The following is a 20,156-nucleotide window of genomic DNA, read 5'->3' as shown; positions in this document are numbered from 1 at the left end:
ACCGCAATATATGGTCGTCTCGGGCACTTCCTACCCCTTATCCTCCCCGCAGGAGTCGAATTGATGTCGAAGGACGGTCATCTCAAGGACAAGGTCGCGCTGGTGACGGGCTCGACCTCGGGCATCGGGCTCGGCATCGCCCGGGCGCTCGCCGGCGCCGGCGCGCATGTCGTGCTGAACGGCTTCGGCGATGCCGTCGCGATCGAGAAACTGCGAGCCGACCTCGCGGCCGAATTCGGCGTCGAGACGCGCTATTCCGGCGCCGACATGACCCGGGAAGACGAGATCGCCACGATGATCGGCGATGTCGAAAAGGAATTCGGCGCCATCGACGTGCTGGTCAACAATGCCGGCGTCCAGCATGTCGCGCCGATCGACGAATTCCCCGTCGACAAGTGGAACCTGATTATCGCGCTGAACCTCTCGGCCGCCTTCCACGCCATCCGCCTGGCGCTGCCGGCGATGAAGCAGAAGGGCTGGGGCCGCATTATCTCGACGGCTTCAGCCCATGCGCTGGTCGCCTCGCCCTACAAGGTCGCCTATGTCGCGGCGAAGCACGGCATCGCCGGCATCACCAAGACGGTGGCGCTGGAGACGGCCGAGCACGGCATCACGGTCAACGCCATCTGCCCCGGCTATGTCTGGACGCCGCTGGTCGAGAAGCAGATCCCCGATACGGCGAAGGCGCGCGGCATGACCGAGGAACAGGTCAAGAAGGACGTCATCCTCGCGGCGCAGCCGACCAAGGAATTCGTCACCGTCGAGGAAGTGGCGGCGCTGGCGCTGTTCCTGACCACAGACGGCGCGCGCTCGATCACCGGTTCGCTGCAATCGATCGACGGCGGCTGGACCGCGGCATGACGCTGCATCACGCCGGCCGCAAGACCCTCAATCTCGGCCTGCAGGGCGGCGGCGCGCACGGCGCCTTCACCTGGGGCGTGCTCGACCGGCTGCTCGAGGACGGACGCCTCGATTTCGAGGGGATCTCCGGCACCAGCGCCGGCGCGCTCAACGCGGTGGCGCTCGCCGACGGGCTGGCGCGCGACGGCACGGCCGGCGCGCGGGCGCGGCTCCGCGAGCTCTGGACGCGGGTGAGCGCGGCGGGACGCCCCGGCGCCTCGGCCCGCGACCTGATGGAAGCCTGGATGGGGGCGTGGCGGATGCCCGCCATGCAGCCCTTCCACATGATCGAGGCGATGACCAATTTCGCCTCGCCCTACGGCTTCAACCCGATGAACATCAACCCGCTCAAGGAGATCGTCACCGAGCTGGTCGATTTCGACCGTCTGCGCGCCGCGAAGACGCCGAAGCTGTTCATCTCGGCGACGGCGGTGCGCACCGGCAAGATCAAGGTCTTTTCCGGCGAGGGCGTCACCGCCGAGGCGATCATGGCGTCGGCCTGCCTGCCCTATCTGTTCCAGACGGTGATCGTCGACGGCGAGCCCTACTGGGACGGCGGCTTCATGGGCAATCCTGCGCTCTTCCCCTTCTTCACAGAGACGCGGGCCGAGGACATCCTGCTGGTCCAGATCAACCCGATCGAGCGCAATACCGTGCCGACCTCCACCAAGGAGATCCTGGAGCGGATGAGCGAGATCACCTTCAACGCCTCGCTCTTGCGCGAATTCCGCGCCATCGACTTCGTCAACCGCATGCTCGACGAGGGCCGGCTCGATCCCGCCCGCTATCGCCGCAACCGCGTGCACCGCATCGACGCCGGCAAGGCGCTGGAGAAATTCTCCGCCTCGACCAAGTTCGACACCTCGCGCGCCTTCTTCGAGGAACTGCACGAGGCAGGCCGCGAGGCGGCGCGCGACTGGCTAGTCGCGCATTTCAAGGATATAGGCGTTCGGGACACCGTGGATCTCAGGACGCAATTCCAGTGACAGACCTCACCTTTTCCAATCTCGCCGCGCGTCCCGAGTTCATCGGTACGATCGCCGATCGCATGTGGCACGCCTGGTGGAAGGAGTCCGGCGCGCCGCTCGCGGCCGTGCTCGGCCATCTGCGCGAGTTTAAGACCGACGCCATTCCGCTCGGCCTCGTCGCGCATCGCGAGGACGAGTTCGTCGGCTCGGCGCTGCTGATCGACAACGACCTCGACGACCGGCCGCAATATTCGCCCTGGCTCGCGGCGCTCTGGGTCGAGCCGGAGGCGCGCTCGCGCGGCGTCGCCGTCGAGCTCAGCGACCGGATCGTCGCCGAGGCGGCGGCGCTCGGCCACGACAAGATCTATCTCTGCGCCGTGCCGGAGAAGGCCGCCTACTACGCCGCGCGCGGCTGGAGCGAGATCGAGCGCGAGGTCGGCCCGCACGAGCTGGTCGTCTTCGTCAAGGCGACGGGGGCCACCGCCGCCTAGAGCGGGGGGCGGAGGATCTGGAGCCGCGACTGACGGGGGCGGATGCGGCGCCGTTTGGCGGCGTGTTTCAAGCGGTCCTTGGCGTTGCCGGAACGGATGGATCTACTGTGCGTTGAGTTCGACAGTTTCTGGGGTTCGACACTCAGGAGACGGGATCGGCATGGCACGCTGGCGACAGTTGAAATGCGGCATGGGCGGCCTGGTCGCCGCCCTTCTCGTCACCCAGATGCCGATCGCGGCGCGGGCGATCAGCCCCGACGAATTGTTCCAGAAGGTCATCCCGAAGGTCGAGCCGGAGCGGAAACCCGCCAAGCGGCGGCCGCATCACGCGGCGCCCGCGCCGGAGGCGAAGGCGCCCCAGACGGAATCAAGCGCATCGCTCGTGACGCCGCTGCCGACGCGGCGTCCGGTCATAGCCTCCGATACCGCGCCGGATGTGGCCGCGCCGCCGCCGGCTGTTGCACCCGCTACTCCTCCAGCCCTTACAAAACTCCCCGCGCCGCTGCCGCGGGCAAAACCGGCCGAGGCGCGGCGGGCGGCGGGGCTGGTGGCGATCCCGAAGCCCGCCGACGCGGCGGTGGAGAAGGTCACGACCGAGGCGGTTCCGCCCGATCCGGCACTCGCCGCGAGCGCGGCGGCGACGCTCGCCGGCACGGTTCCGGCCGATCCGGCGACAGGCGGCGAGCTCGCCTTCGCGCCGCCGGTCCTGCCGAGCCCGCTCGAGCCGGCTTCGCAGGGCCGGAACCCGGATGGCAGCCTGAAGAAATCCGATCGCCTGCCGCATCCCGATCCGGCGGCGACGCCGGTGGTGCCGCCCGAGGCATCGGACAAGGCCACCGTGGCCAATCTCCCCGCGCCGCTGCCCCTGCCGCGGAAAAAGCCCGAGGTGGTGCTGGCGGCGATGATGCCGACGCTGCGGCCGGCCGTGCCGGAGGCGCTCGCCGCCTGCCGCGCCTCGATGGCGGCGATGAAGATCTCGGCCAAGCCGCTGCCGGCCATCCATGTCGGCAGTTGCGGCGGTCCCGATCCGTTCGACGTGACGGAGCTCGATGCAGGCGCGGTCGACCTCGAGCCGGCGGCGCGGATCAACTGCGCGGTCGCGACGACGCTGGCGCGCTGGGTCGACGAGGACATCCAGCCCTCGGCGACCAAACTGCTCGGCGGCCGCGTCACGGCGCTCCGGGTCGCCGATTCCTATTCCTGCCGGGGCCGCAACCGCGTCGCCAATGCCCAGCTTTCCGAGCACGCCTTCCTGAACGCCGTCGATATCGGCGCCTTCGAGGTCAACGGCCGCTGGGTGACCGTGACCAAGGCGGAAGACCGCACGGCGAAGGAGGACGACTTCCTGAAGGCGGCGCGCGTCTCCGCCTGCGACAAGTTCAATACGGTCCTCGGCCCGGGCTCGGACGGCTACCACGAGGACCACTACCACCTCGACCTCCGCCAGCGCGGCAAGGGCGGCGGGAAGAAGTACTGTCACTAGGGCGGAGTTTTGGGGCTGCTGGAAGATCCGGCGATGCGCCAATAGGGGCGCGCCTTAAGAACCGGGACGCGGCCCCCAAGAACCGCGTCCCGTAAGCTATCTTACCCGAACACCACCAGGAGGTCCTTGGCGTCGATCTGGCTGCCGGCGTGGACCAGGACTTCGGCGATCGTGCCGTCGCGGTCGGCGTGGATGGCGGTTTCCATCTTCATCGCCTCGATCGAGAGCAGCACGTCGCCGGCCTTGACCGTCTGGCCGGCCTTGACGGCGAGCGTCGAGACGACGCCCGGCATCGGGGCCGCGACATGGTTCGGATTGCCGTCATCCGCCTTGCGCTTGGCGACGACCTTGCCGGAATTGGCGCGGTCGGGAACCTTGATGACGCGCGGCTGGCCGTTCAGCTCGAAGAAGACGCGGATCAGGCCTTCCTCGTCGGCGTCGCCGATCGCCTGCATCCGGATCACCATGGTCTTGCCCTTCTCGAGCTCGACCAGGATCTCCTCGCCGACCGGCAGGCCGTAGAAATAGACCGGGGTCGGCAGCACGCTGGTCGGTCCCCAGTTCTGCTGGCCCTTGGCGAAGTCGGTGAAGACCTTCGGATACATCAGGTAGGAGGCGAGCTGGAAATCGTCGATCTCGCCATTGCCGACCTTCTCCTTGGCCGCCTTGCGCTCGGCCTCGAGGTCGGCGGCGGCGATCAGCGAGCCCGGACGGGCCGTCGACGGCGTCTCGCCCTTCAGCGCCTTCTTCTGGATGCCCTCGGGCCAGCCGCCCGGCGGCTGGCCGAGATCGCCGCGCATCATCTGCACGACCGAATCCGGGAAGGCGATGTCCTTCGCCGGGTTCTCGACGTCGGCGACGGAGAGGTTCTGCGACACCATCATCAGCGCCATGTCGCCGACGACCTTGGAGGAGGGCGTCACCTTGACGATGTCGCCAAACATCCGGTTGACGTCGGCATAGGCCTGCGCGACCTCGTGCCAGCGCGTGTCGAGGCCGAGCGAGCGGGCCTGTTCCTTGAGATTGGTGAACTGGCCGCCCGGCATTTCGTGCAGATAGACTTCCGAGGCGCCGGCCTTGAGATCGCTCTCGAAGGCCGTGTACTGGCCGCGCACCGCTTCCCAGTAGAACGAGATCTGGCGGATCGCGTCGGGATCGAGCCCGGTGTCGCGCTCGGAGCCCTTGAGCGCTTCGGCGATCGAGCCGAGGCAGGGCTGCGAGGTCAAGCCGGAGAGCGCGTCCATCGCCGCGTCGACGGCGTCGACGCCGGCTTCCACCGCCGCGAGCACGGTTGCGGCGGAGATGCCGGACGTGTCATGCGTGTGCAGGTGGATCGGCAGCTCGGTCTCTTCGCGCAGCGTCGCGATCAGCTTCTTGGCGGCAGCCGGCTTCAAGAGGCCGGCCATGTCCTTGAGGCCGATGACATGCGCGCCGGCCTGCTCCAGTTCCTTGGCGAGCGCGACGTAGTACTTCAGATCGTACTTGGCGCGGTCGGGATCGAGGATGTCGCCGGTGTAGCAGATGGCGGCCTCGAGGACCTTGCCCTCTTCGCGCACGGCGTCCATCGAGACGCGCATGTTCTCGACCCAGTTCAGGCAGTCGAAGACGCGGAAGAGGTCGACGCCGCCGGATGCCGCCTGCTTGACGAAGAACTTGACGACGTTGTCGGCGTAGTTGGTGTAGCCGACGCCATTCGCGCCGCGCAGCAGCATCTGCAGCAGGATGTTCGGCGCGCGCTCGCGCACCATGGCGAGCCGCTCCCACGGATCCTCGGTCAGGAAGCGCATCGAGACGTCGAAGGTTGCGCCGCCCCAGCATTCGAGGCTGAGCAGTCCCGGCAGGCCGCGTGCATAGGCGTCGGCGATGCCGACGATGTCATGCGTGCGCATGCGGGTGGCGAGCAGCGACTGGTGCGCGTCGCGCATCGTCGTGTCGGTGACGAGCACGCGGCTCTCGGCGCGCATCCACTTGGCGAGCGCATCCGCGCCGTGCGCGTCGAGATACTGCTTGGTGCCCGGCGCCGGCTCGGCCGCGAATTGCGGGATCACCTTGGCGAGCGCGTCGGCCTTCGGCTTGACGCGGCCGCGCGTCTCCGGATGGCCGTTGACGGTGACGTCGGCGATGTAGTTGAGCAGCTTGGTGCCGCGATCGCGCCGGCGCACGGCCGAGAACAGCTCCGGCGTCGTGTCGATGAAGCGCGTCGTGTAGGAATTGTCGCGGAAGCTCGGGTGATTGATGATGTTGGCGACGAAGGTCAAATTCGTCGCCACGCCGCGGATGCGGAACTCGCGCAACGCGCGGTCCATGCGGGCGATCGCCTCCTGCGGCGTCGGCGCCCAGGCGGTGATCTTCTCGAGCAGCGGATCGTAGAAGCGGGTGATCACCGCGCCGGCATAGGCGGTGCCGCCGTCGAGGCGGATGCCGAAGCCGGACGCCTCGCGATAGGCGGTGATGCGGCCGTAATCCGGGATGAAGTTCTGCTCGGGATCTTCCGTCGTGATGCGGCACTGCAGGGCGTGGCCGTTCAGGCGGATGTCTTCCTGCTTCGGCACGCCCGATTCGGCCGTGCCGATGGCGGCGCCCTCGGCGATGTGGATCTGCGCCTTGACGATGTCGATGCCGGTCACCTGCTCGGTGACGGTGTGCTCGACCTGGATGCGCGGGTTCACCTCGATGAAGTAGAACTTGCCGGTGTCGGCATCCATCAGGAACTCGACGGTGCCGGCGCCGAAATAGTTGGCCGCCTTGGCGATCTCGACGCCGTAGTCGGTGATGCCCTTGCGCTCGGCATCGGACAGGTAGGGCGCCGGGGCGCGCTCGACCACCTTCTGGTGGCGGCGCTGCACGGAGCAGTCGCGCTCGTAGAGATGGACGATGTTGCCGTGCTGGTCGCCGAGGATCTGCACCTCGACGTGACGGGCGCGCTCGACCAGCTTCTCGAGATAGATCTCGTCCTTGCCGAAGGCGGCCTTCGCCTCGCGCTTGGCGGTGATCGCGTCCTTGAGCAGGGTCTCCTCGTCGCGGATGACGCGCATGCCGCGTCCGCCGCCGCCCCAGGAGGCCTTCAGCATCAGCGGATAGCCGATGCGGGCCGCCTCGGCCTTGATCTGCTCGATGTCGTCCGGCAGCGGATCCGTCGCGGGCATCACCGGCACGCCGGCGGCGATTGCCAGATTGCGGGCGGCGACCTTGTTGCCGAGCATGCGCATCGTTTCAGGCGACGGCCCGATGAAGATGATGCCGGCCTCGGCGCAGGCCTCGGCGAATTCCGGGCTCTCGGCCAAGAGGCCGTAGCCGGGATGGATGGCGTCGACCTTCGCCTCGCGGGCGATGCGGATGACGTCGGCGATGTTCAGATAGGCTTCGATCGGGCCGAGGCCCTTGCCGACCTGATAGGCTTCGTCGGCCTTGAAGCGGTGCAGGGCGAGTTTGTCTTCTTCTGCGAAGATAGCAACGGTGGTGAGACCCAGTTCGTTCGCCGCGCGAAAGACGCGAATGGCGATTTCGGACCGGTTGGCGACAAGGATTTTCTTGATAGCCACGTATTTCCCCCAGCAGTGAGCGGCCCTTTGCCGCGCAGCCGAAATTGAACGTGGTAAGCCTTACAGCGTTTGTGCACGCGCGAAAAGACCGCAATATTTTGTTGCGGTGCGAGTAAAATCCACGATTTCAGGTGGGCAAGGCGCTGAGCCGGCTCAGAAGCGCAGGCGTCGCCATGACCATGGCGCGCTCCTGCGGCGTCAGGAAGGAAACCGCCTCGGCGATGGAGGTGGCGTCGTCGATTTTCGCCGCCGACAGCGCCTCGACCGCCTCGACCTTGCCGGGCTTCCGTTCGGGCACGGCGTCGATCAGCGCCAGGTGGACGGCGCGCAGATTGGCGTCGCTGGCGATGGTGACCAGATCCGGCGCGACCTCGATCGCCGCCTCGTAGACCGGGCGGATGGCGGCGGCGTTGCGGGCGACGGCCGGCGGATCGACCTCCTCCGGCGTGCGCAGCAGGCCCATCCGGCGGATGAAGCGGCCGACGCGGTTGGAGCCGGTCCAGCCGGAGACCGGCACGACCAGCAGCAGACCGAGAATGGCCGGCGACATCCAGGCGACCAGTACCCAGCTATCGAGCCAGGCGGCGAAGAGCAGCGCGGCGCCGATCAGGAAGTGCCAGCGGTGGCGGGCGATCAGCGAGCGCAGCGGCACGCCGCCATCGTCGCGGCGCTGCGGCTTCCAGCCGGAATCGCGGCCGAGCAGGATCGACAGAATGGCGCCGGTATGGACCAGCATCATCACCGGCGCGATCAGCGCCGAGATGAGGATCTCGAACAGGAAGCTCGCGAGGGTGCGGAAGCCGCCGACGGTGCGGCGGTCGTCGCGGTTGCGCAGGAAGGCGACGAGGCCGAGGAACTTCGGCCCGAACAGGATGACGAGCGTCAGGCCGAACAGGCGGAAGGCGCGCTCGGCGTCGATCACCGGCCAGGTCGGGAAGAGCTGGAAATCCTCGGTGAAATATTCCGGACGGATGAAGTGCGCCTGCAGCGACAGCACCAGGCCGGCGAGGATCAGCATCAGCCAGAGCGGCGAGGCGAGGTAGGAGCCGATGCCGGTCAGGAGATGGATGCGGCTGACCCAGTGCAGGCCGCGCGCCGGCAGCACCAGCGTGTGCTGCAGGTTGCCCTGGCACCAGCGGCGGTCGCGCACGGCGAGATCGATGATCGAGGGCGGGCTCTCTTCATAGGAACCCGCGAGGTCGTCGGCGATCCGAACCGTCCAGCCGGCGCGGCGCAGCAGCGCCGCCTCGACGAAATCATGGCTCAGGATGTGGCCGCCGAAGGGCGGCTTGCCGGGCAGATCCGGCAGCCCCGCCGATTCCATGAAGGCGCGGGTGCGGATGATGGCGTTGTGGCCCCAGTAATTGCCCTCGGAGCCGGTCCAGAAAGCGAGGCCGGCGCCGACGACCGGACCATAGACACGGCCGGCGAACTGCTGCAGCCGCGCGATGATGGTGGTGCCGTTGACGAGGGCCGGGATCGTCTGGATCAGGCCGGAATCCGGGTCTTCCTCCATGCGGCGCGCCAGCTCGACGATCGTCTCGGGGGCGATCAGGCTGTCGGCGTCCAGCACCAGCATATGGTCATAGGCCGCGCCCCAGCGCGTGCAGAAATCGGCGACGTTGCCGGATTTGCGCGCGATATTCTTGCGGCGGCGGCGATAGTAGATGCGCGCCCGGTCGCCGAGGCGGCCGCGCAGCGTCAGCAGCGCCGCTTCTTCCTGCAGCGCGACGTCGGGATCGGTGGTGTCCGACAGGATGAACCAGTCGAAGGCCGGGCCCTGGCGCAGTTCGTCGAGCCCGGTCGCCATGGCCTCGACCGCGGCGAAGACCCGGGAGGGATCCTCGTTGTAGGTCGGCATGAGCATGGCGGTGCGCGAGCCGAGCGGCCCCGCGGGCGTCCGCTTCGGCCGGTGCAGCCGGCCCATGACGACGCCATATCCGGCGATCGCGCTGGTGAAGGCCATCGCGATCCAGCCGAAATTCAGCGCGAACAGCACGAGCACGCTGATCTCGACCGGCGTCAGTCCGCCGACGATCAGCACCTGCTCCATTTCATAGACCGCGATCGCGGCGAGCGCGAAGGCGCTGCCGAGAATCGCGATGCGCCGGACCCACGACGACCGGGACCGTCGTGGATCGCTGAACTTGCGCCGATCGCGCCGGCGAAACCGCCAGAGCGATTGCGGCGGCATGTCGCCAGGGGTTTCCGTCGGCATGCCGGGTTCGGGATGAAGGCTTGTCTCTTCGTCCACATCGGGGGTGTGGCGGGCAGCCGGCGGTGTCTCCACCGTCTGCTTCGCCTCACCGGCCGGGAAAGCGATCACGCCGTCCATCGATAGACCCAGGTCTCCGCTGGTCGTTCATCGGGGAACTGCAGCACGGTCCGCAACTCGACGAGCGTCGCGTCTTCCGGATCGAGCTCGAAATTGACCCGCCAGCCCTCGCCCAGCTTCGGATTGGGGATCAGCACGACATTGCTGATCTTACCCTTGGACGTGGTCACCGTCGCCTTCGGTTCGGGCGCCGGCTTGCCTTCGAGGGGCACCGGCGGGAAGAAATCGATCACAAAGCGGCGAGCGGGCGAGTCGCCGTCCAGCGTCGAGCGGCCGACGCGCGTTCCGGCGACGACCATGCCGCCCGGGACGAAGTTCGGATCGCCGCCCCAGGACAGGCGATAGGCGAAGGAATATTCCGATCCGGCGGGAATCGGATCCTTCGGCTGCCAGTAGGCGACGATGTTGTCGTGGATCTCCGAATTGGTCGGGATCTCGACTAGCGTCACCGCGCCCTGGCCCCAGTCGCCGACCGGCTCGACCCAGAGGCTCGGGCGACGCTCGTAGACGGCCTCGAGATCCTGATAGGTCTCGAACACGCGGTCGCGCTGCATCAGGCCGAAGCCGCGCGGGCCGGCGTCGACGAAGGCGCTGATCTGCAGCGTCGTCGGGTTGGAGACCGGACGCCACAGCCGCTCGCCGCGGCCGTTGACCATCAGCAGGCCGTCCGAATCATGCACCTCGGGGCGGAAGTCGTCGACGCCGAGGCGGTCGTTGGCGCCGAAGAAGAACATGCTGGTGCCGGGCGCCAGGCCGACCTTGGTCAGCTCGGTGCGCGGGAACAGCGTCGCCTCGACATCCATCGTGGTCGGATAGCCGGGACGGACGGTGAAGCGATAGGCGCCGGCCGCGCTCGGGCTGTCGAGCAGCGCATGCAGCACGATCGTGTCGCCCTGCTGGACCGGGGTCTCGACCCAGAAGGCGCGGAAGATCGGGAATTCCTCGCCCTCGGGCTCGGCCGTCTTCAGCGCCAGGCCGCGGGCCGAGATGCCGTAGACCTGGCCCTTGCCGAGCGAGCGGAAATAGCTGGCGCCCTGGAAGACGAGGACTTCGTCGAAATAATCCGGCTTGTTGATCGGGCCGTGCACGCGGATGCCGGCGAAGCCCATGTCCTCGTCCGGAATGCCCTTCGGCACCAGCGGCCCGAAGTCGAACAGGTTGGTCGAGTAGGGCAGGTGCTTGGCCTGGCCGTCCTTGACGATCGCGACCTCGATCGGCTCCTTGAAGTAGAAGCCGGGATGGAAGAGCTGCAGCTTGAACGGCAGCCCGTCATTGGCCCAGACCGACGCCGCCGACTTGAAACGGATGTCGCGATACTGGTCATAGGTCAGGTTCTGCAGCACGTCCGGCAGGCGCGATGCGGGTGCGGCGAACGGCACGCGCGACAGGCGCCGGGCGATCTCGGCCACGGTCGACCGCGTGAAGGGACCATCCGTCGCCAGCGAGGCGGCGATGTTGGTCGCTTGCGCCATGGCCTGGTCGGGATAGAGATCGCCAATCGCTGCGGCGGCGACAAAAGCGCCGGCAGAGGCCAGCAGGCGGCGCCGCGTGATCTTGTACGGAGTCTCAGTCATGTTCTGTCTGTTTTTCTCGGGAAACCGTCGAATGGCCCGAACCTAGGAACGAACTGTGGTGAAAGTTTCACGGTCGAAATTTGCGTAGACGATTTGGCGCAGGACGTCGATGGGCCGGGAGCGGGCTTCGCTTCGACGCCATGGCGGCGCCGACGGCAAAAGCTCCGAACCCTGCGGCCATTTCTTCCGACACCGCATAGATCAAGTCTGACAAGGCCGCGATCCCCACCGTCGCGAATTCCGTGCGTTCCGCGTCAATCTAGCTGTGTTTTTTCAAATGCGGAATGACACCGCGGGGCCGGTGGCGATCATATTTAAGGCGGGCTCCACTTTTGGTACCGCATGCCCGAACGTCGCCCGTGGCCGTCGCGCGCCTGCCTCTTGTGCGCGTCGCGGCGCATCGGGCATTCTCTCGCCGCCGCCGCGGCAAATTCGCCACGACACGTAGCAAGGCGGCCGGTTTGAGGAAGCGTTCATGATCACGGTATTTGGTTCGGTCAACATCGACCTCGTCAGTCGCACCGCGCGCCTGCCACGCCCGGGGGAGACCGTGCCGGGATCGGACTACCAGCTCATCCCCGGCGGCAAGGGCGCCAACCAGGCGCTGGCCGCGCGGCGCGCCGGCGCCACGGTCAAGATGATCGGCGCGGTCGGCTCCGACGACATGGCGACCGTGGCCCTCAGCGAGCTGGAAGCGGGCGGCGTCGACCTCTCGGGCATCCAGCGCCGCGGCGCCACCACCGGCATGGCGGTCATCACCGTCGATGACCACGCCGAGAACACGATCGTGCTGTCGCCGGGCGCCAACGCCAAGCTGCTGGCGAGCGACCTCGAGGGCAGCGCGATCGGCGCCGGCGACACGCTGCTCCTGCAGATGGAAACGCCGTTCGCCGAGACGCTCGCCGCCGCGCGCATTGCCAAGGCGGCCGGCGCCCGCGTCGTGCTGTCGATTGCGCCGTTCCTGCCGGTCGAGCGCGAAGCCTTCGCCGATGTCGACATGATCCTCGTCAACGAGACCGAGGCGGCCGACCTCGCCCGTCATCTCGGCCTGCTGCCGGGCTCGACCGGCGCCGAGACCGTCGCGCGGCTCGCGAGCGAGCTGAAGCGCACCGTGATCGCCACGCTCGGGGCCGATGGCGCCGTCGCCGCCACCGAGAACGACACGATCAGCGTTCCGGCGCTCAAGGTGGTGCCCGTCGACACGACCGGCGCGGGCGACACGTTCTGCGGCGTGCTGGCGGCGCTGCTCGACGAGGGCGCGGATCTCGCCACCGCCATGCGGCATGCCTCGGTCGCCGGCTCGCTCGCCTGCGCCAAGGCCGGCGCGCAGCCGAGCTTCCCGCTGCGCGCGGCGATCGAATTGTCGCTGTCGGGCGACCCCGCTTTTCCGTGACAGGGCGGTATCGCTGCTATATATGACAGGTGAGTAACCTGATCACTGGTGAATGAAGATTTCACCCGGAAAGCCAGCTGAGGGGCTTCATCGGTGACGCGCGCCTTGCGCGGTCCGCCGCATGAAGTCCATCGCCTCACTCCTATTTCGAGATGTCCGATGAGCGTCACCACCGCTGCCCAGCCCAGAACCCTTCGCCTGAACGCCACCGACAATGTCCGCGTCGCCATCGACACGATCCTGCCGGGATCGGTGGTGGAGGGCGTCACCGCCAGCCAGCGCGTGCCGAAGGGCCACAAGATCGCCGTCGTCGGTATCGCCGAGGGCGCGCCGATCCTGAAGTTCGGCCAGATCATCGGCTTCGCCAAGGCGCCGATCGCGCCGGGCGAGTGGGTGCATGAGCATAATTGCGGCATGTCCGAGTTCGACCGCGACTACCAGTTCGCGGAAGGCGCGCATGACGACGGCCTGCTGCCGTTCAACGAACGCCGCCATTTCGACGGCTACCATCGCCCGAACGGCAAGGTCGGCACGCGCAACTACATCGGCATCCTGACCAGCGTGAACTGCTCGGCCACGGTCGCCCGCTACATCGCCGACGCCTTCAACCGCACGGACATTCTGAAGGACTACCCGAACGTCGACGGCGTCGTTTCCTTCGTGCACGGCCAGGGCTGCGGCATGGGCGGATCGGGCGAGGGCTACGACACGCTCGAGCGCACGCAGTGGGGCTATGCCAGCCACCCGAACCTCGCCGGCGTGCTCGTCGTCGGCCTCGGCTGCGAAGTGTTCCAGATCCCGCGCCTGATGAAGCAGTACAATCTCGTCGAGCATGACGGCTTCCGGACCATGACGATCCAGGAGACCGGCGGCACCCGCAAGACGATCGAGGCGGGCATCGCCGTGATCAAGGACATGCTGCCGGCCGCCAACGCCTACAAGCGCCAGCCGACTCCGGTCTCCGAGATCATGGTCGGTCTGCAGTGCGGCGGCTCCGACGGCTATTCCGGCATCACGGCCAACCCGGCGCTCGGCCATGCCTCCGATATCCTCGTCCGCCACGGCGGCACGACGATCCTGTCGGAGACGCCGGAGATCTACGGCGCCGAGCACCTGCTCACCCGCCGCGCCGCCGATCGCCAGGTCGGCGAGAAGCTGGTCGACCTGATCAAGTGGTGGGAAGACTACACCGAGCGCAACCAGGGCGAGATGAACAACAACCCGTCGCCCGGCAACAAGCTCGGCGGCCTGACGACCATTCTCGAGAAGTCGCTCGGCGCCGCCGCCAAGGGCGGCACCTCGACGCTGCGCGGCGTTTACAAGTACGCCGAGCCGGTCGACACGCACGGCTTCGTCTACATGGACAGCCCCGGCTACGATCCGGCCGCCGTCACCGGCCAGATCGCGTCGGGCGCCAACATGATCGTCTTCACGACGGGCCGCGGCTCGGCCGCCGGCTACAAGCCGACGCCGTCGATCAAGCTCGCCACCAATTCCGACGTCTACACCCGCATGATCGAGGACATGGACATCAATTGCGGCGACGTCCTCGACGGCGTGTCGATCGAGGAAAAGGGCCAGGAGATTTTTGACGAGATCGTCGCGGTCGCCTCCGGCAAGCACTCGAAGTCGGAAGACCTCGGCTATGGCGACGCCGAATTCGTGCCGTGGCAGATCGGCGCCGTGATGTAAGGCCAGGCCTTACGGCCGATGTAGGGTTCGGCCCCTACGGCTTTGGTTGAAAAGAAGCCCTCGTCCACCCGGACGGGGGCTTTTTTTGTTGGGCGAGATCTGTGGGGCGGCGTCTCCTTTGTGGGGAGGGCCGGGGTTGCGGGACACCTCCGCACGTTCACCAAGCTCCCCGTCATCCCCGCGAAGGCGGGGATCCATGCAGCCGGGTTCTCGGGAGTTTCGCGTGACCGGCAACCCGGTTGCATGGATCCCGGGTCAAGCCCGGGATGACGGCGAGCGCGGGGATCCGCTTCCTTCTCCCTCCCCCTTGTGGGGAGGGCGGGGTGGGGGGCCACCTCGGTGCGGGGAAGTGCCTTCGAACGGTATTCTACTTTCAGGGCGGAGCCGGTACCCCCTCCCTAACCCTCCCCACAAGGGGGAGGGGATTCTTGAGGCTCTCCCTCAGGGAGAGTTGAGGGACGACGCGCCAACTATCCGCCGCCCGAGATCGCATCGAACAGCAGTTTCATGTTCAGCACGATGATCACCGCCGCGACGATGCCGGCGATGGCGGAGAGCCAGCGCGGCGCGGTGAAGGTGCCCATCTTGCGGCGCTCGGCCGTGAACATCACCAGCGGGATCACCGCGAAGGGCAGCTGCAGGCTCAGGATCACCTGCGACAGGATCAGGAGCTGGCCGGCGCCGCTCTCGCCATAGAGGATGGTGACGACGGCCGCCGGAATAATGGCGAGGCCGCGCGTGATCAGCCGGCGCAGCCACGGCGCCAGGCGGATGTTGAGGAAGCCCTCCATGACGATCTGGCCGGCCATGGTGGCCGTGACGGTCGAATTGAGGCCGCAGCACAGCAGCGCGATCGCGAACAAGGTCGGCGCCAGCGCCGAGCCGAGCAGCGGGTGCAGCAGCGCATAGGCCTTGTCCAACTCGACCACCTCGGTCGAGCCCTTGGCGTGGAAGGCGGAAGCCGCGAGCACCAGGATCGAGGCGTTGATCAGCAGCGCAAAGACGAGCGCGAGCGTCGAATCGAGGGTGGCGAAGCGGATCGCCTGGCGCTTGCCCTCGTCGTCGGCGTGGTAGGCGCGCGTCTGCACGATGCCCGAATGCAGGTAGAGGTTATGCGGCATGACGGTGGCGCCGATGATGCCGAGCGCCAGATAGAGCATGTCCGGATTCTTGACGATCTCCGGGTTCGGCACGAAGCCGCGGACGAGATCGCCCCAGTTCGGATCCGCCATGACGATCTGCACCAGGAACGAGACGGCGATGACGCCGAGCAGCGAGATCACCAGCGCCTCGACCCAGCGGAATCCCTTGGTCTGCAGGTAGAGCACCAGGAAGACGTCGAGCGCCGTGATGACGACGCCGATCTCGAGCGGGATGCCGAACAGCAGATTGAGGCCGATCGCCGTGCCGATCACCTCGGCGAGGTCGGTGGCGCAGATGGCGACTTCCGCCAGCAGCCAGAGCAGCGCCGCGACCGGCGCCGGATAGGCATCGCGGCAGGCCTGTGCCAGGTCGCGCCCGGTGGCGATGGCAAGCCGCGAGGCGAGCGCCTGCAGGATCATCGCCATCAGGCTCGACAAGAGCACCACGAAGAGCAGCGTGTAGCCGAAGCGCGAGCCGCCGGCGATCGAGGTCGCCCAGTTGCCGGGGTCCATGTAGCCGACGGCGACGAGATAGCCGGGGCCCAGGAAGGCGGCGGCCTTGCGCCAGTTTGGACCGGTCTCTGCGACGGGGATCGAACCATGGACTTCGGAAAGCGAGGGCATGCCCCGGGCGCGGCGCCATCCGCCGACCTCGCCCGTCTCTTCATTGACCGTCCGCACGACGTTGCGTCCAAAATGATAATGCGAATTATTCGCAATAAGTGGATGATGCAGCGCAAAAGTCAAGAAGTTCCTTGCGGAACGCTCCGGCGCGGCGGATGCTCCCGCGATATCGTTCGGCTGCCTGACGGCTGTCCCGGCTGCGGGTCAGGGCGCGGGCGCGGCGATCCGGCATCATGACAAGACTGTCCGGCGGCCATCGACACCCTAGATAGCCGATCGGACCCGAATTCGGACCAGGATCAAGAGGCAGGACAATGCGGACGCGCAGGCTTGGCAGCACGGATCTCGAAGTTTCGGTGATCGGTCTCGGCACCAACAATTTCGGCGGGCGGATCGATCTCGAGGCATCGCGGCAGGTGATCGACGCGGCGATCGACGCGGGCATCAATTTCTTCGACACCGCCGACATCTATGCCGATACCCGCTCGGAAAGCATTTTGGGCGAGGTGCTGGGATCGCGGCGCGACGCAATCGTGCTGGCGACCAAGTTCGGCAAGCCGATCGCCGGGGCGACCGAGACGAAGCGCGCCTCGCGCGACTACATCGCCCGCGCCGTCGAGGCCAGCTTGAAGCGCCTCAAGACCGATCGCATCGATCTCTACCAGCAGCACGAGCCGGATCCGCACACGCCGATCGAGGAGACGCTGGGCGCGCTCGAGGATCTCGTGGCAGCGGGCAAGATCCGCTATTACGGCGCCTCCAACTTCACGCCGAAGCAGCTGCGCGAGGCGCAGGCGGCGGCGCGCAAGGCGGGCTATCGCGGCTTCGTCTCCAGCCAGGACGAGTACAGCCTGGTCGAGCGCACGATCGAGAAGGAGCTGCTGCCGGTGGTGCGCGAGGAGAAGCTGGCGCTGATCCCGTTCTTCCCGCTGGCGAGCGGCCTGCTCTCCGGCAAGTATCGCCGCGGCGAGCTCCCGACCGGCAGCCGGTTCGGCGCCTGGAAGCATCTGAGCGACCGCTATCTGACGCCGCGCAACATGGTGCTGGTCGAGAAGTTCGACGCCTTCGCCGCCGCCTGGGGCCACAGCGTGCTCGAGCTCGCCTTCGCCTGGCTGCTGGCGCAGGATTCGGTGCCCTCCGTCATCGCCGGCGCGACGACGCCGGAGCAGATCGCCGCCAACGCCAAGGCGTCGGACTGGCAGCTGACGGCGGCCGACGTCGCCGCCTTCGAGGCGCTGGTCTGACCGTCCGCGCTTTTCGATGACGTTGCGGCATGCCATCCTCGCGGTCTGGAGGAATACGGCATGTCGCTCGAAACCTATGCGGCGTTTGTCGCCGCCTGCATCGTCATCGCCATCATACCGGGGCCGACGGTCACGCTGATCGTCGCCAACAGCCTGCGCCACGGTGCCCGCGCCGGGCTGCTCAACGTCGCCGGCACCCAGCTCGGCCTCGCCATCATGGTGGTCGTCGCGGCGATCGGGCTCACCTCGCTGATCGTCGCCGCCGGTCACTGGTTCGACTGGCTGCGGCTGGCCGGCGCCGCCTATCTCGTCTGGCTCGGCTGGAAGATGTTTCGCTCGCAGGGGATCGCGATGGCGCGGGCGCCCGCGCCGCCGCGCGGCGGCTTCCTGCTGCAGGGCATGGTCGTGTCGCTGAGCAATCCGAAGATCCTGCTCTTCTTCGGGGCCTTCTTCCCGCAGTTCATCGATCCGAACCGCGACAAGGTGGTGCAGATCGTCCTGATGGGCGTGACCGCGCTCGCCGTCGCCGGGATCAACGACTGCACCTTCGCCATCCTCGCCAGCCGGGCAGGGCGCCTGCTGACGGAGGCGCGCTCGCGCCTGGTCGCGCGCATCGGCGGCGCCTGCCTGATCGGCGGCGGCGTCTGGCTCGCCCTGGCGCGAACGCGCTGAGGGGGATGCCGTCTCTAGAGCCGGATTTCCGGCGCGGTCGGGCAAGTCGACGGCTTGCGCCGGTCCCAGCCGCGCGAGGTCCATTCCTTGGCCGGGCCGGCATTCGCGCCGCCCTTCTCGTCGGGCACGAAGAAGGTGAAGCAGTTGGGGCCGTCGCGCTCGACGAAGAAGCAGGCGCCCTGCTGGCTTTCGTAGAAGGTGCAGAACTTGCCCGCCTGCACCGACCACTGGCCGCTGTCGGAGCCGTCGATGTCGTGATAGCGGACCGAGCCGTCCTCGTTGTAGGTCTCGCTGAAGAAGGCGCCGTTGTTGTAGATACCGTCGAGCGTGACGCCGGAAAGCGACTTCTCGATCTCCTTTTCCGGTACGCGTTCCCCGGCCCGGGCGGTGGCCGATCCGGTCCATTGGGCGACCGAGAGGACGACGGAGAGGGCGGCGCACAGCACGAGCGCCGGTTTCGGAAAGGCCATCAAAACGCTCAAGCCGTTCGCCTCCGTTGACTTCTGGCCGGTTTGGCGGCAGAAGATGCGCCAATCTCATTCGGGTAGACCGATGACTGCGCACGCCGATGCTTTTTCGATCCTAATCGACCAGGTGGCTTCCGTCACCCGGACAAGCACGGCCGTCATGCGCATCTCCACCACGCCCAAAACGTCGAAAACCACGACGACTGCCTGATCGTCCCTCCCGTGCCCCCATTCTCCCTCGGGGCCCCGAGGGAAGCGGGGCCGACCGGGCGCGGGTTTTCCGCGGACGTGCGGTGGGGGAGAGAGACGGACAAGGAGCAGGAAAAAATGGGTTACAAGGTCGCGATCGTCGGCGCCACGGGCAATGTGGGCCGAGAAATTCTCTCCATCCTCGACGAGCGCGGCTTTCCCGCCGACGAGGTCGTGGCGCTGGCCTCGCGCCGCAGCCAGGGCACCGAAGTCTCCTTCGGCGACCGCACGCTCAAGGTGAAGCCGCTCGACCAGTATGATTTCTCCGACACCGACATCTGCCTGATGTCGGCCGGCGGCGCGATCTCGAAGGAATGGGCGCCGAAGATCGGCGCGCAGGGCTGCGTCGTGATCGACAATTCCTCGGCCTGGCGCTACGACGCGCAGGTGCCGCTGATCGTGCCGGAAGTGAATGCCGACGCCATTGTCAGCTTCTCCAAGCTCAACATCATCGCCAATCCGAACTGCTCGACCGCGCAGCTCGTCGTCGCGCTGAAGCCGCTGCATGACGTCGCGACGATCAAGCGCGTCGTCGTCTCGACCTACCAGTCGGTCTCCGGCGCCGGCAAGGAAGGCATGGACGAGCTGTTCACGCAGACCCGCGCCGTCTTCGTCAACGATCCCATCGAATCGACCAAGTTCACCAAGCGCATCGCCTTCAACCTCATTCCGCACATCGACGTCTTCATGGAGGACGGCTACACCAAGGAAGAGTGGAAGGTGATGGCGGAGACGAAGAAGATCCTCGATCCGAAGATCAAGCTGACCTGCACCGCCGTGCGCGTGCCGGTGTTCGTCTCGCACTCCGAATCCGTCAACATCGAGTTCGAGAAGCCGATCACCGCCGACGAGGCGCGCGACATCCTGCGCGAGGCGCCCGGTTGCCTGGTCATCGATAATCCGGAAGAAGAGCAGTACATCACGCCCTACGAGGCGACCGGCGAGGACGCGACCTACATCTCGCGCATCCGCGAGGACGCCACCGTCGAGAACGGCCTCAACATGTGGGTCGTCTCCGACAACCTCCGCAAGGGCGCCGCGCTCAACGCCGTGCAGATCGCCGAAGTGCTGGTCAACCGCAAGCTGATCCAGCCGAAGAAGCAGGCCGCCTGAGGCGGGAGTTCCGGCTCTCTGGAGCCATATATTTGAAGAGGCGCGGCCGCGAGGTCGCGCCTTTTTCGTATGGGGCAACCGGGAAGTGGCGAGCGCGCCTTAGGGAAGGTGAGACGTCGCTTGCGGAAAGGTTCCGGTGGCGGATGGATGGATCCCTGCTTTCGCAGGGATGACGGCTGAGCGTGGGGCTGGGCGCGCGCGTTACCCTCAATGGCTTTCGCCGGCTTCGTGACGCGCCGTCCCCCGCTCCGTCGTCATCCCGGGCTT

At 67.2% G+C, this 20,156-nt stretch carries 14 protein-coding genes; 9 read left to right on the top strand and 5 right to left on the bottom strand.

The window, feature by feature from the left end; translation table 11 throughout:
• Positions 1 to 63: 63 nt before the first annotated feature.
• The 4 genes from AC6HZP_RS22575 (at position 64) to AC6HZP_RS22560 (ending at position 3,842) form a co-directional block, all read left to right on the top strand.
• On the top strand, positions 64 to 861 hold the full coding sequence (locus tag AC6HZP_RS22575; RefSeq protein WP_497524636.1) for a 3-hydroxybutyrate dehydrogenase: 798 nt from the start codon (positions 64 to 66) through the stop codon (positions 859 to 861).
• The gene (locus tag AC6HZP_RS22570; RefSeq protein ID WP_497524635.1) at positions 858 to 1,886 is read left to right on the top strand and encodes a patatin-like phospholipase family protein; all 1,029 of its coding nucleotides are present in this window, start codon (positions 858 to 860) and stop codon (positions 1,884 to 1,886) included. The genes AC6HZP_RS22575 and AC6HZP_RS22570 overlap by 4 nt, the downstream gene beginning before the upstream one ends.
• Entirely contained in the window at positions 1,883 to 2,359 is a 477-nt protein-coding gene (locus AC6HZP_RS22565) for a GNAT family N-acetyltransferase (protein WP_497524634.1), read from the top strand. The genes AC6HZP_RS22570 and AC6HZP_RS22565 overlap by 4 nt, the downstream gene beginning before the upstream one ends.
• Positions 2,360 to 2,519: 160 nt before the next feature.
• Complete coding sequence (locus AC6HZP_RS22560; RefSeq protein WP_497524633.1) at positions 2,520 to 3,842, top strand: extensin-like domain-containing protein; 1,323 nt, start codon at positions 2,520 to 2,522, stop codon at positions 3,840 to 3,842.
• A gap of 101 nt (positions 3,843 to 3,943) precedes the next feature.
• On the opposite strand, the gene pyc is transcribed toward AC6HZP_RS22560, so the two are convergent.
• The 3 genes from pyc to AC6HZP_RS22545 form a co-directional block, all read right to left on the bottom strand.
• Positions 3,944 to 7,384, bottom strand: coding sequence for a pyruvate carboxylase (gene pyc / locus AC6HZP_RS22555; protein ID WP_497524632.1), 3,441 nt, complete (start codon positions 7,382 to 7,384; stop codon positions 3,944 to 3,946).
• A 127-nt stretch (positions 7,385 to 7,511) separates the two neighbouring features.
• Entirely contained in the window at positions 7,512 to 9,719 is a 2,208-nt protein-coding gene (mdoH, locus tag AC6HZP_RS22550) for a glucans biosynthesis glucosyltransferase MdoH (RefSeq protein ID WP_497524631.1), read from the bottom strand.
• Positions 9,707 to 11,293: an OpgD/OpgG family glucan biosynthesis protein gene (locus AC6HZP_RS22545; RefSeq protein ID WP_201401168.1), complete on the bottom strand. Its 1,587-nt coding sequence runs from the start codon at positions 11,291 to 11,293 to the stop codon at positions 9,707 to 9,709. The genes mdoH and AC6HZP_RS22545 overlap by 13 nt, the downstream gene beginning before the upstream one ends.
• A gap of 475 nt (positions 11,294 to 11,768) precedes the next feature.
• Here AC6HZP_RS22545 and AC6HZP_RS22540 point away from each other — a divergent pair, with 475 nt between their 5' ends.
• Positions 11,769 to 12,686 carry a ribokinase gene (locus AC6HZP_RS22540; RefSeq protein WP_497524630.1) on the top strand — a complete coding sequence of 306 codons (918 nt, stop codon included), beginning with the start codon at positions 11,769 to 11,771 and terminating at the stop codon, positions 12,684 to 12,686.
• 159 nt (positions 12,687 to 12,845) lie between these two features.
• Positions 12,846 to 14,378, top strand: coding sequence for a UxaA family hydrolase (locus AC6HZP_RS22535; protein ID WP_497524629.1), 1,533 nt, complete (start codon positions 12,846 to 12,848; stop codon positions 14,376 to 14,378).
• A 470-nt stretch (positions 14,379 to 14,848) separates the two neighbouring features.
• Here AC6HZP_RS22535 and AC6HZP_RS22530 read toward each other — a convergent pair whose 3' ends face one another.
• Positions 14,849 to 16,201: an Nramp family divalent metal transporter gene (locus AC6HZP_RS22530; RefSeq protein WP_497524628.1), complete on the bottom strand. Its 1,353-nt coding sequence runs from the start codon at positions 16,199 to 16,201 to the stop codon at positions 14,849 to 14,851.
• Between the two features lie 257 nt (positions 16,202 to 16,458).
• On the opposite strand from AC6HZP_RS22530, the gene AC6HZP_RS22525 reads away from it, so the two are divergent.
• Together AC6HZP_RS22525 and AC6HZP_RS22520 are read left to right on the top strand one after the other, a co-directional pair.
• A complete protein-coding gene (locus AC6HZP_RS22525; RefSeq protein ID WP_201401164.1) occupies positions 16,459 to 17,388 on the top strand; it encodes an aldo/keto reductase in 930 nt (309 codons plus the stop codon).
• Between the two features lie 60 nt (positions 17,389 to 17,448).
• Positions 17,449 to 18,060: a LysE family translocator gene (locus AC6HZP_RS22520; protein WP_497524627.1), complete on the top strand. Its 612-nt coding sequence runs from the start codon at positions 17,449 to 17,451 to the stop codon at positions 18,058 to 18,060.
• Positions 18,061 to 18,074: 14 nt separating this feature from the next.
• Here AC6HZP_RS22520 and AC6HZP_RS22515 read toward each other — a convergent pair whose 3' ends face one another.
• Positions 18,075 to 18,530, bottom strand: coding sequence for a hypothetical protein (locus tag AC6HZP_RS22515; RefSeq protein WP_497524626.1), 456 nt, complete (start codon positions 18,528 to 18,530; stop codon positions 18,075 to 18,077).
• Between the two features lie 324 nt (positions 18,531 to 18,854).
• On the opposite strand from AC6HZP_RS22515, the gene AC6HZP_RS22510 reads away from it, so the two are divergent.
• Positions 18,855 to 19,889, top strand: coding sequence for an aspartate-semialdehyde dehydrogenase (locus tag AC6HZP_RS22510; RefSeq protein ID WP_201401161.1), 1,035 nt, complete (start codon positions 18,855 to 18,857; stop codon positions 19,887 to 19,889).
• Positions 19,890 to 20,156: the final 267 nt, after the last annotated feature.

The sequence above is a fragment of the Kaistia sp. SLG-1 genome, assembly GCF_059699055.1.
This window is presented reverse-complemented; position numbering and strand designations above follow the sequence as displayed.

Excerpts from the sequence above, each read along its gene's own strand:
- AC6HZP_RS22545 (WP_201401168.1), bottom strand. The coding sequence starts at position 11,293 with ATGACTGAGACTCCGTACAAGATCACGCGGCGCCGCCTGCTGGCCTCT.
- AC6HZP_RS22570 (WP_497524635.1), top strand. The coding sequence starts at position 858 with ATGACGCTGCATCACGCCGGCCGCAAGACCCTCAATCTCGGCCTGCAG.
- AC6HZP_RS22575 (WP_497524636.1), top strand. The coding sequence starts at position 64 with ATGTCGAAGGACGGTCATCTCAAGGACAAGGTCGCGCTGGTGACGGGC.
- AC6HZP_RS22525 (WP_201401164.1), top strand. The coding sequence starts at position 16,459 with ATGCGGACGCGCAGGCTTGGCAGCACGGATCTCGAAGTTTCGGTGATC.
- AC6HZP_RS22535 (WP_497524629.1), top strand. The coding sequence starts at position 12,846 with ATGAGCGTCACCACCGCTGCCCAGCCCAGAACCCTTCGCCTGAACGCC.
- AC6HZP_RS22510 (WP_201401161.1), top strand. The coding sequence starts at position 18,855 with ATGGGTTACAAGGTCGCGATCGTCGGCGCCACGGGCAATGTGGGCCGA.
- AC6HZP_RS22540 (WP_497524630.1), top strand. The coding sequence starts at position 11,769 with ATGATCACGGTATTTGGTTCGGTCAACATCGACCTCGTCAGTCGCACC.
- mdoH (WP_497524631.1), bottom strand. The coding sequence starts at position 9,719 with ATGGACGGCGTGATCGCTTTCCCGGCCGGTGAGGCGAAGCAGACGGTG.
- AC6HZP_RS22515 (WP_497524626.1), bottom strand. The coding sequence starts at position 18,530 with ATGGCCTTTCCGAAACCGGCGCTCGTGCTGTGCGCCGCCCTCTCCGTC.
- AC6HZP_RS22560 (WP_497524633.1), top strand. The coding sequence starts at position 2,520 with ATGGCACGCTGGCGACAGTTGAAATGCGGCATGGGCGGCCTGGTCGCC.
- AC6HZP_RS22520 (WP_497524627.1), top strand. The coding sequence starts at position 17,449 with ATGTCGCTCGAAACCTATGCGGCGTTTGTCGCCGCCTGCATCGTCATC.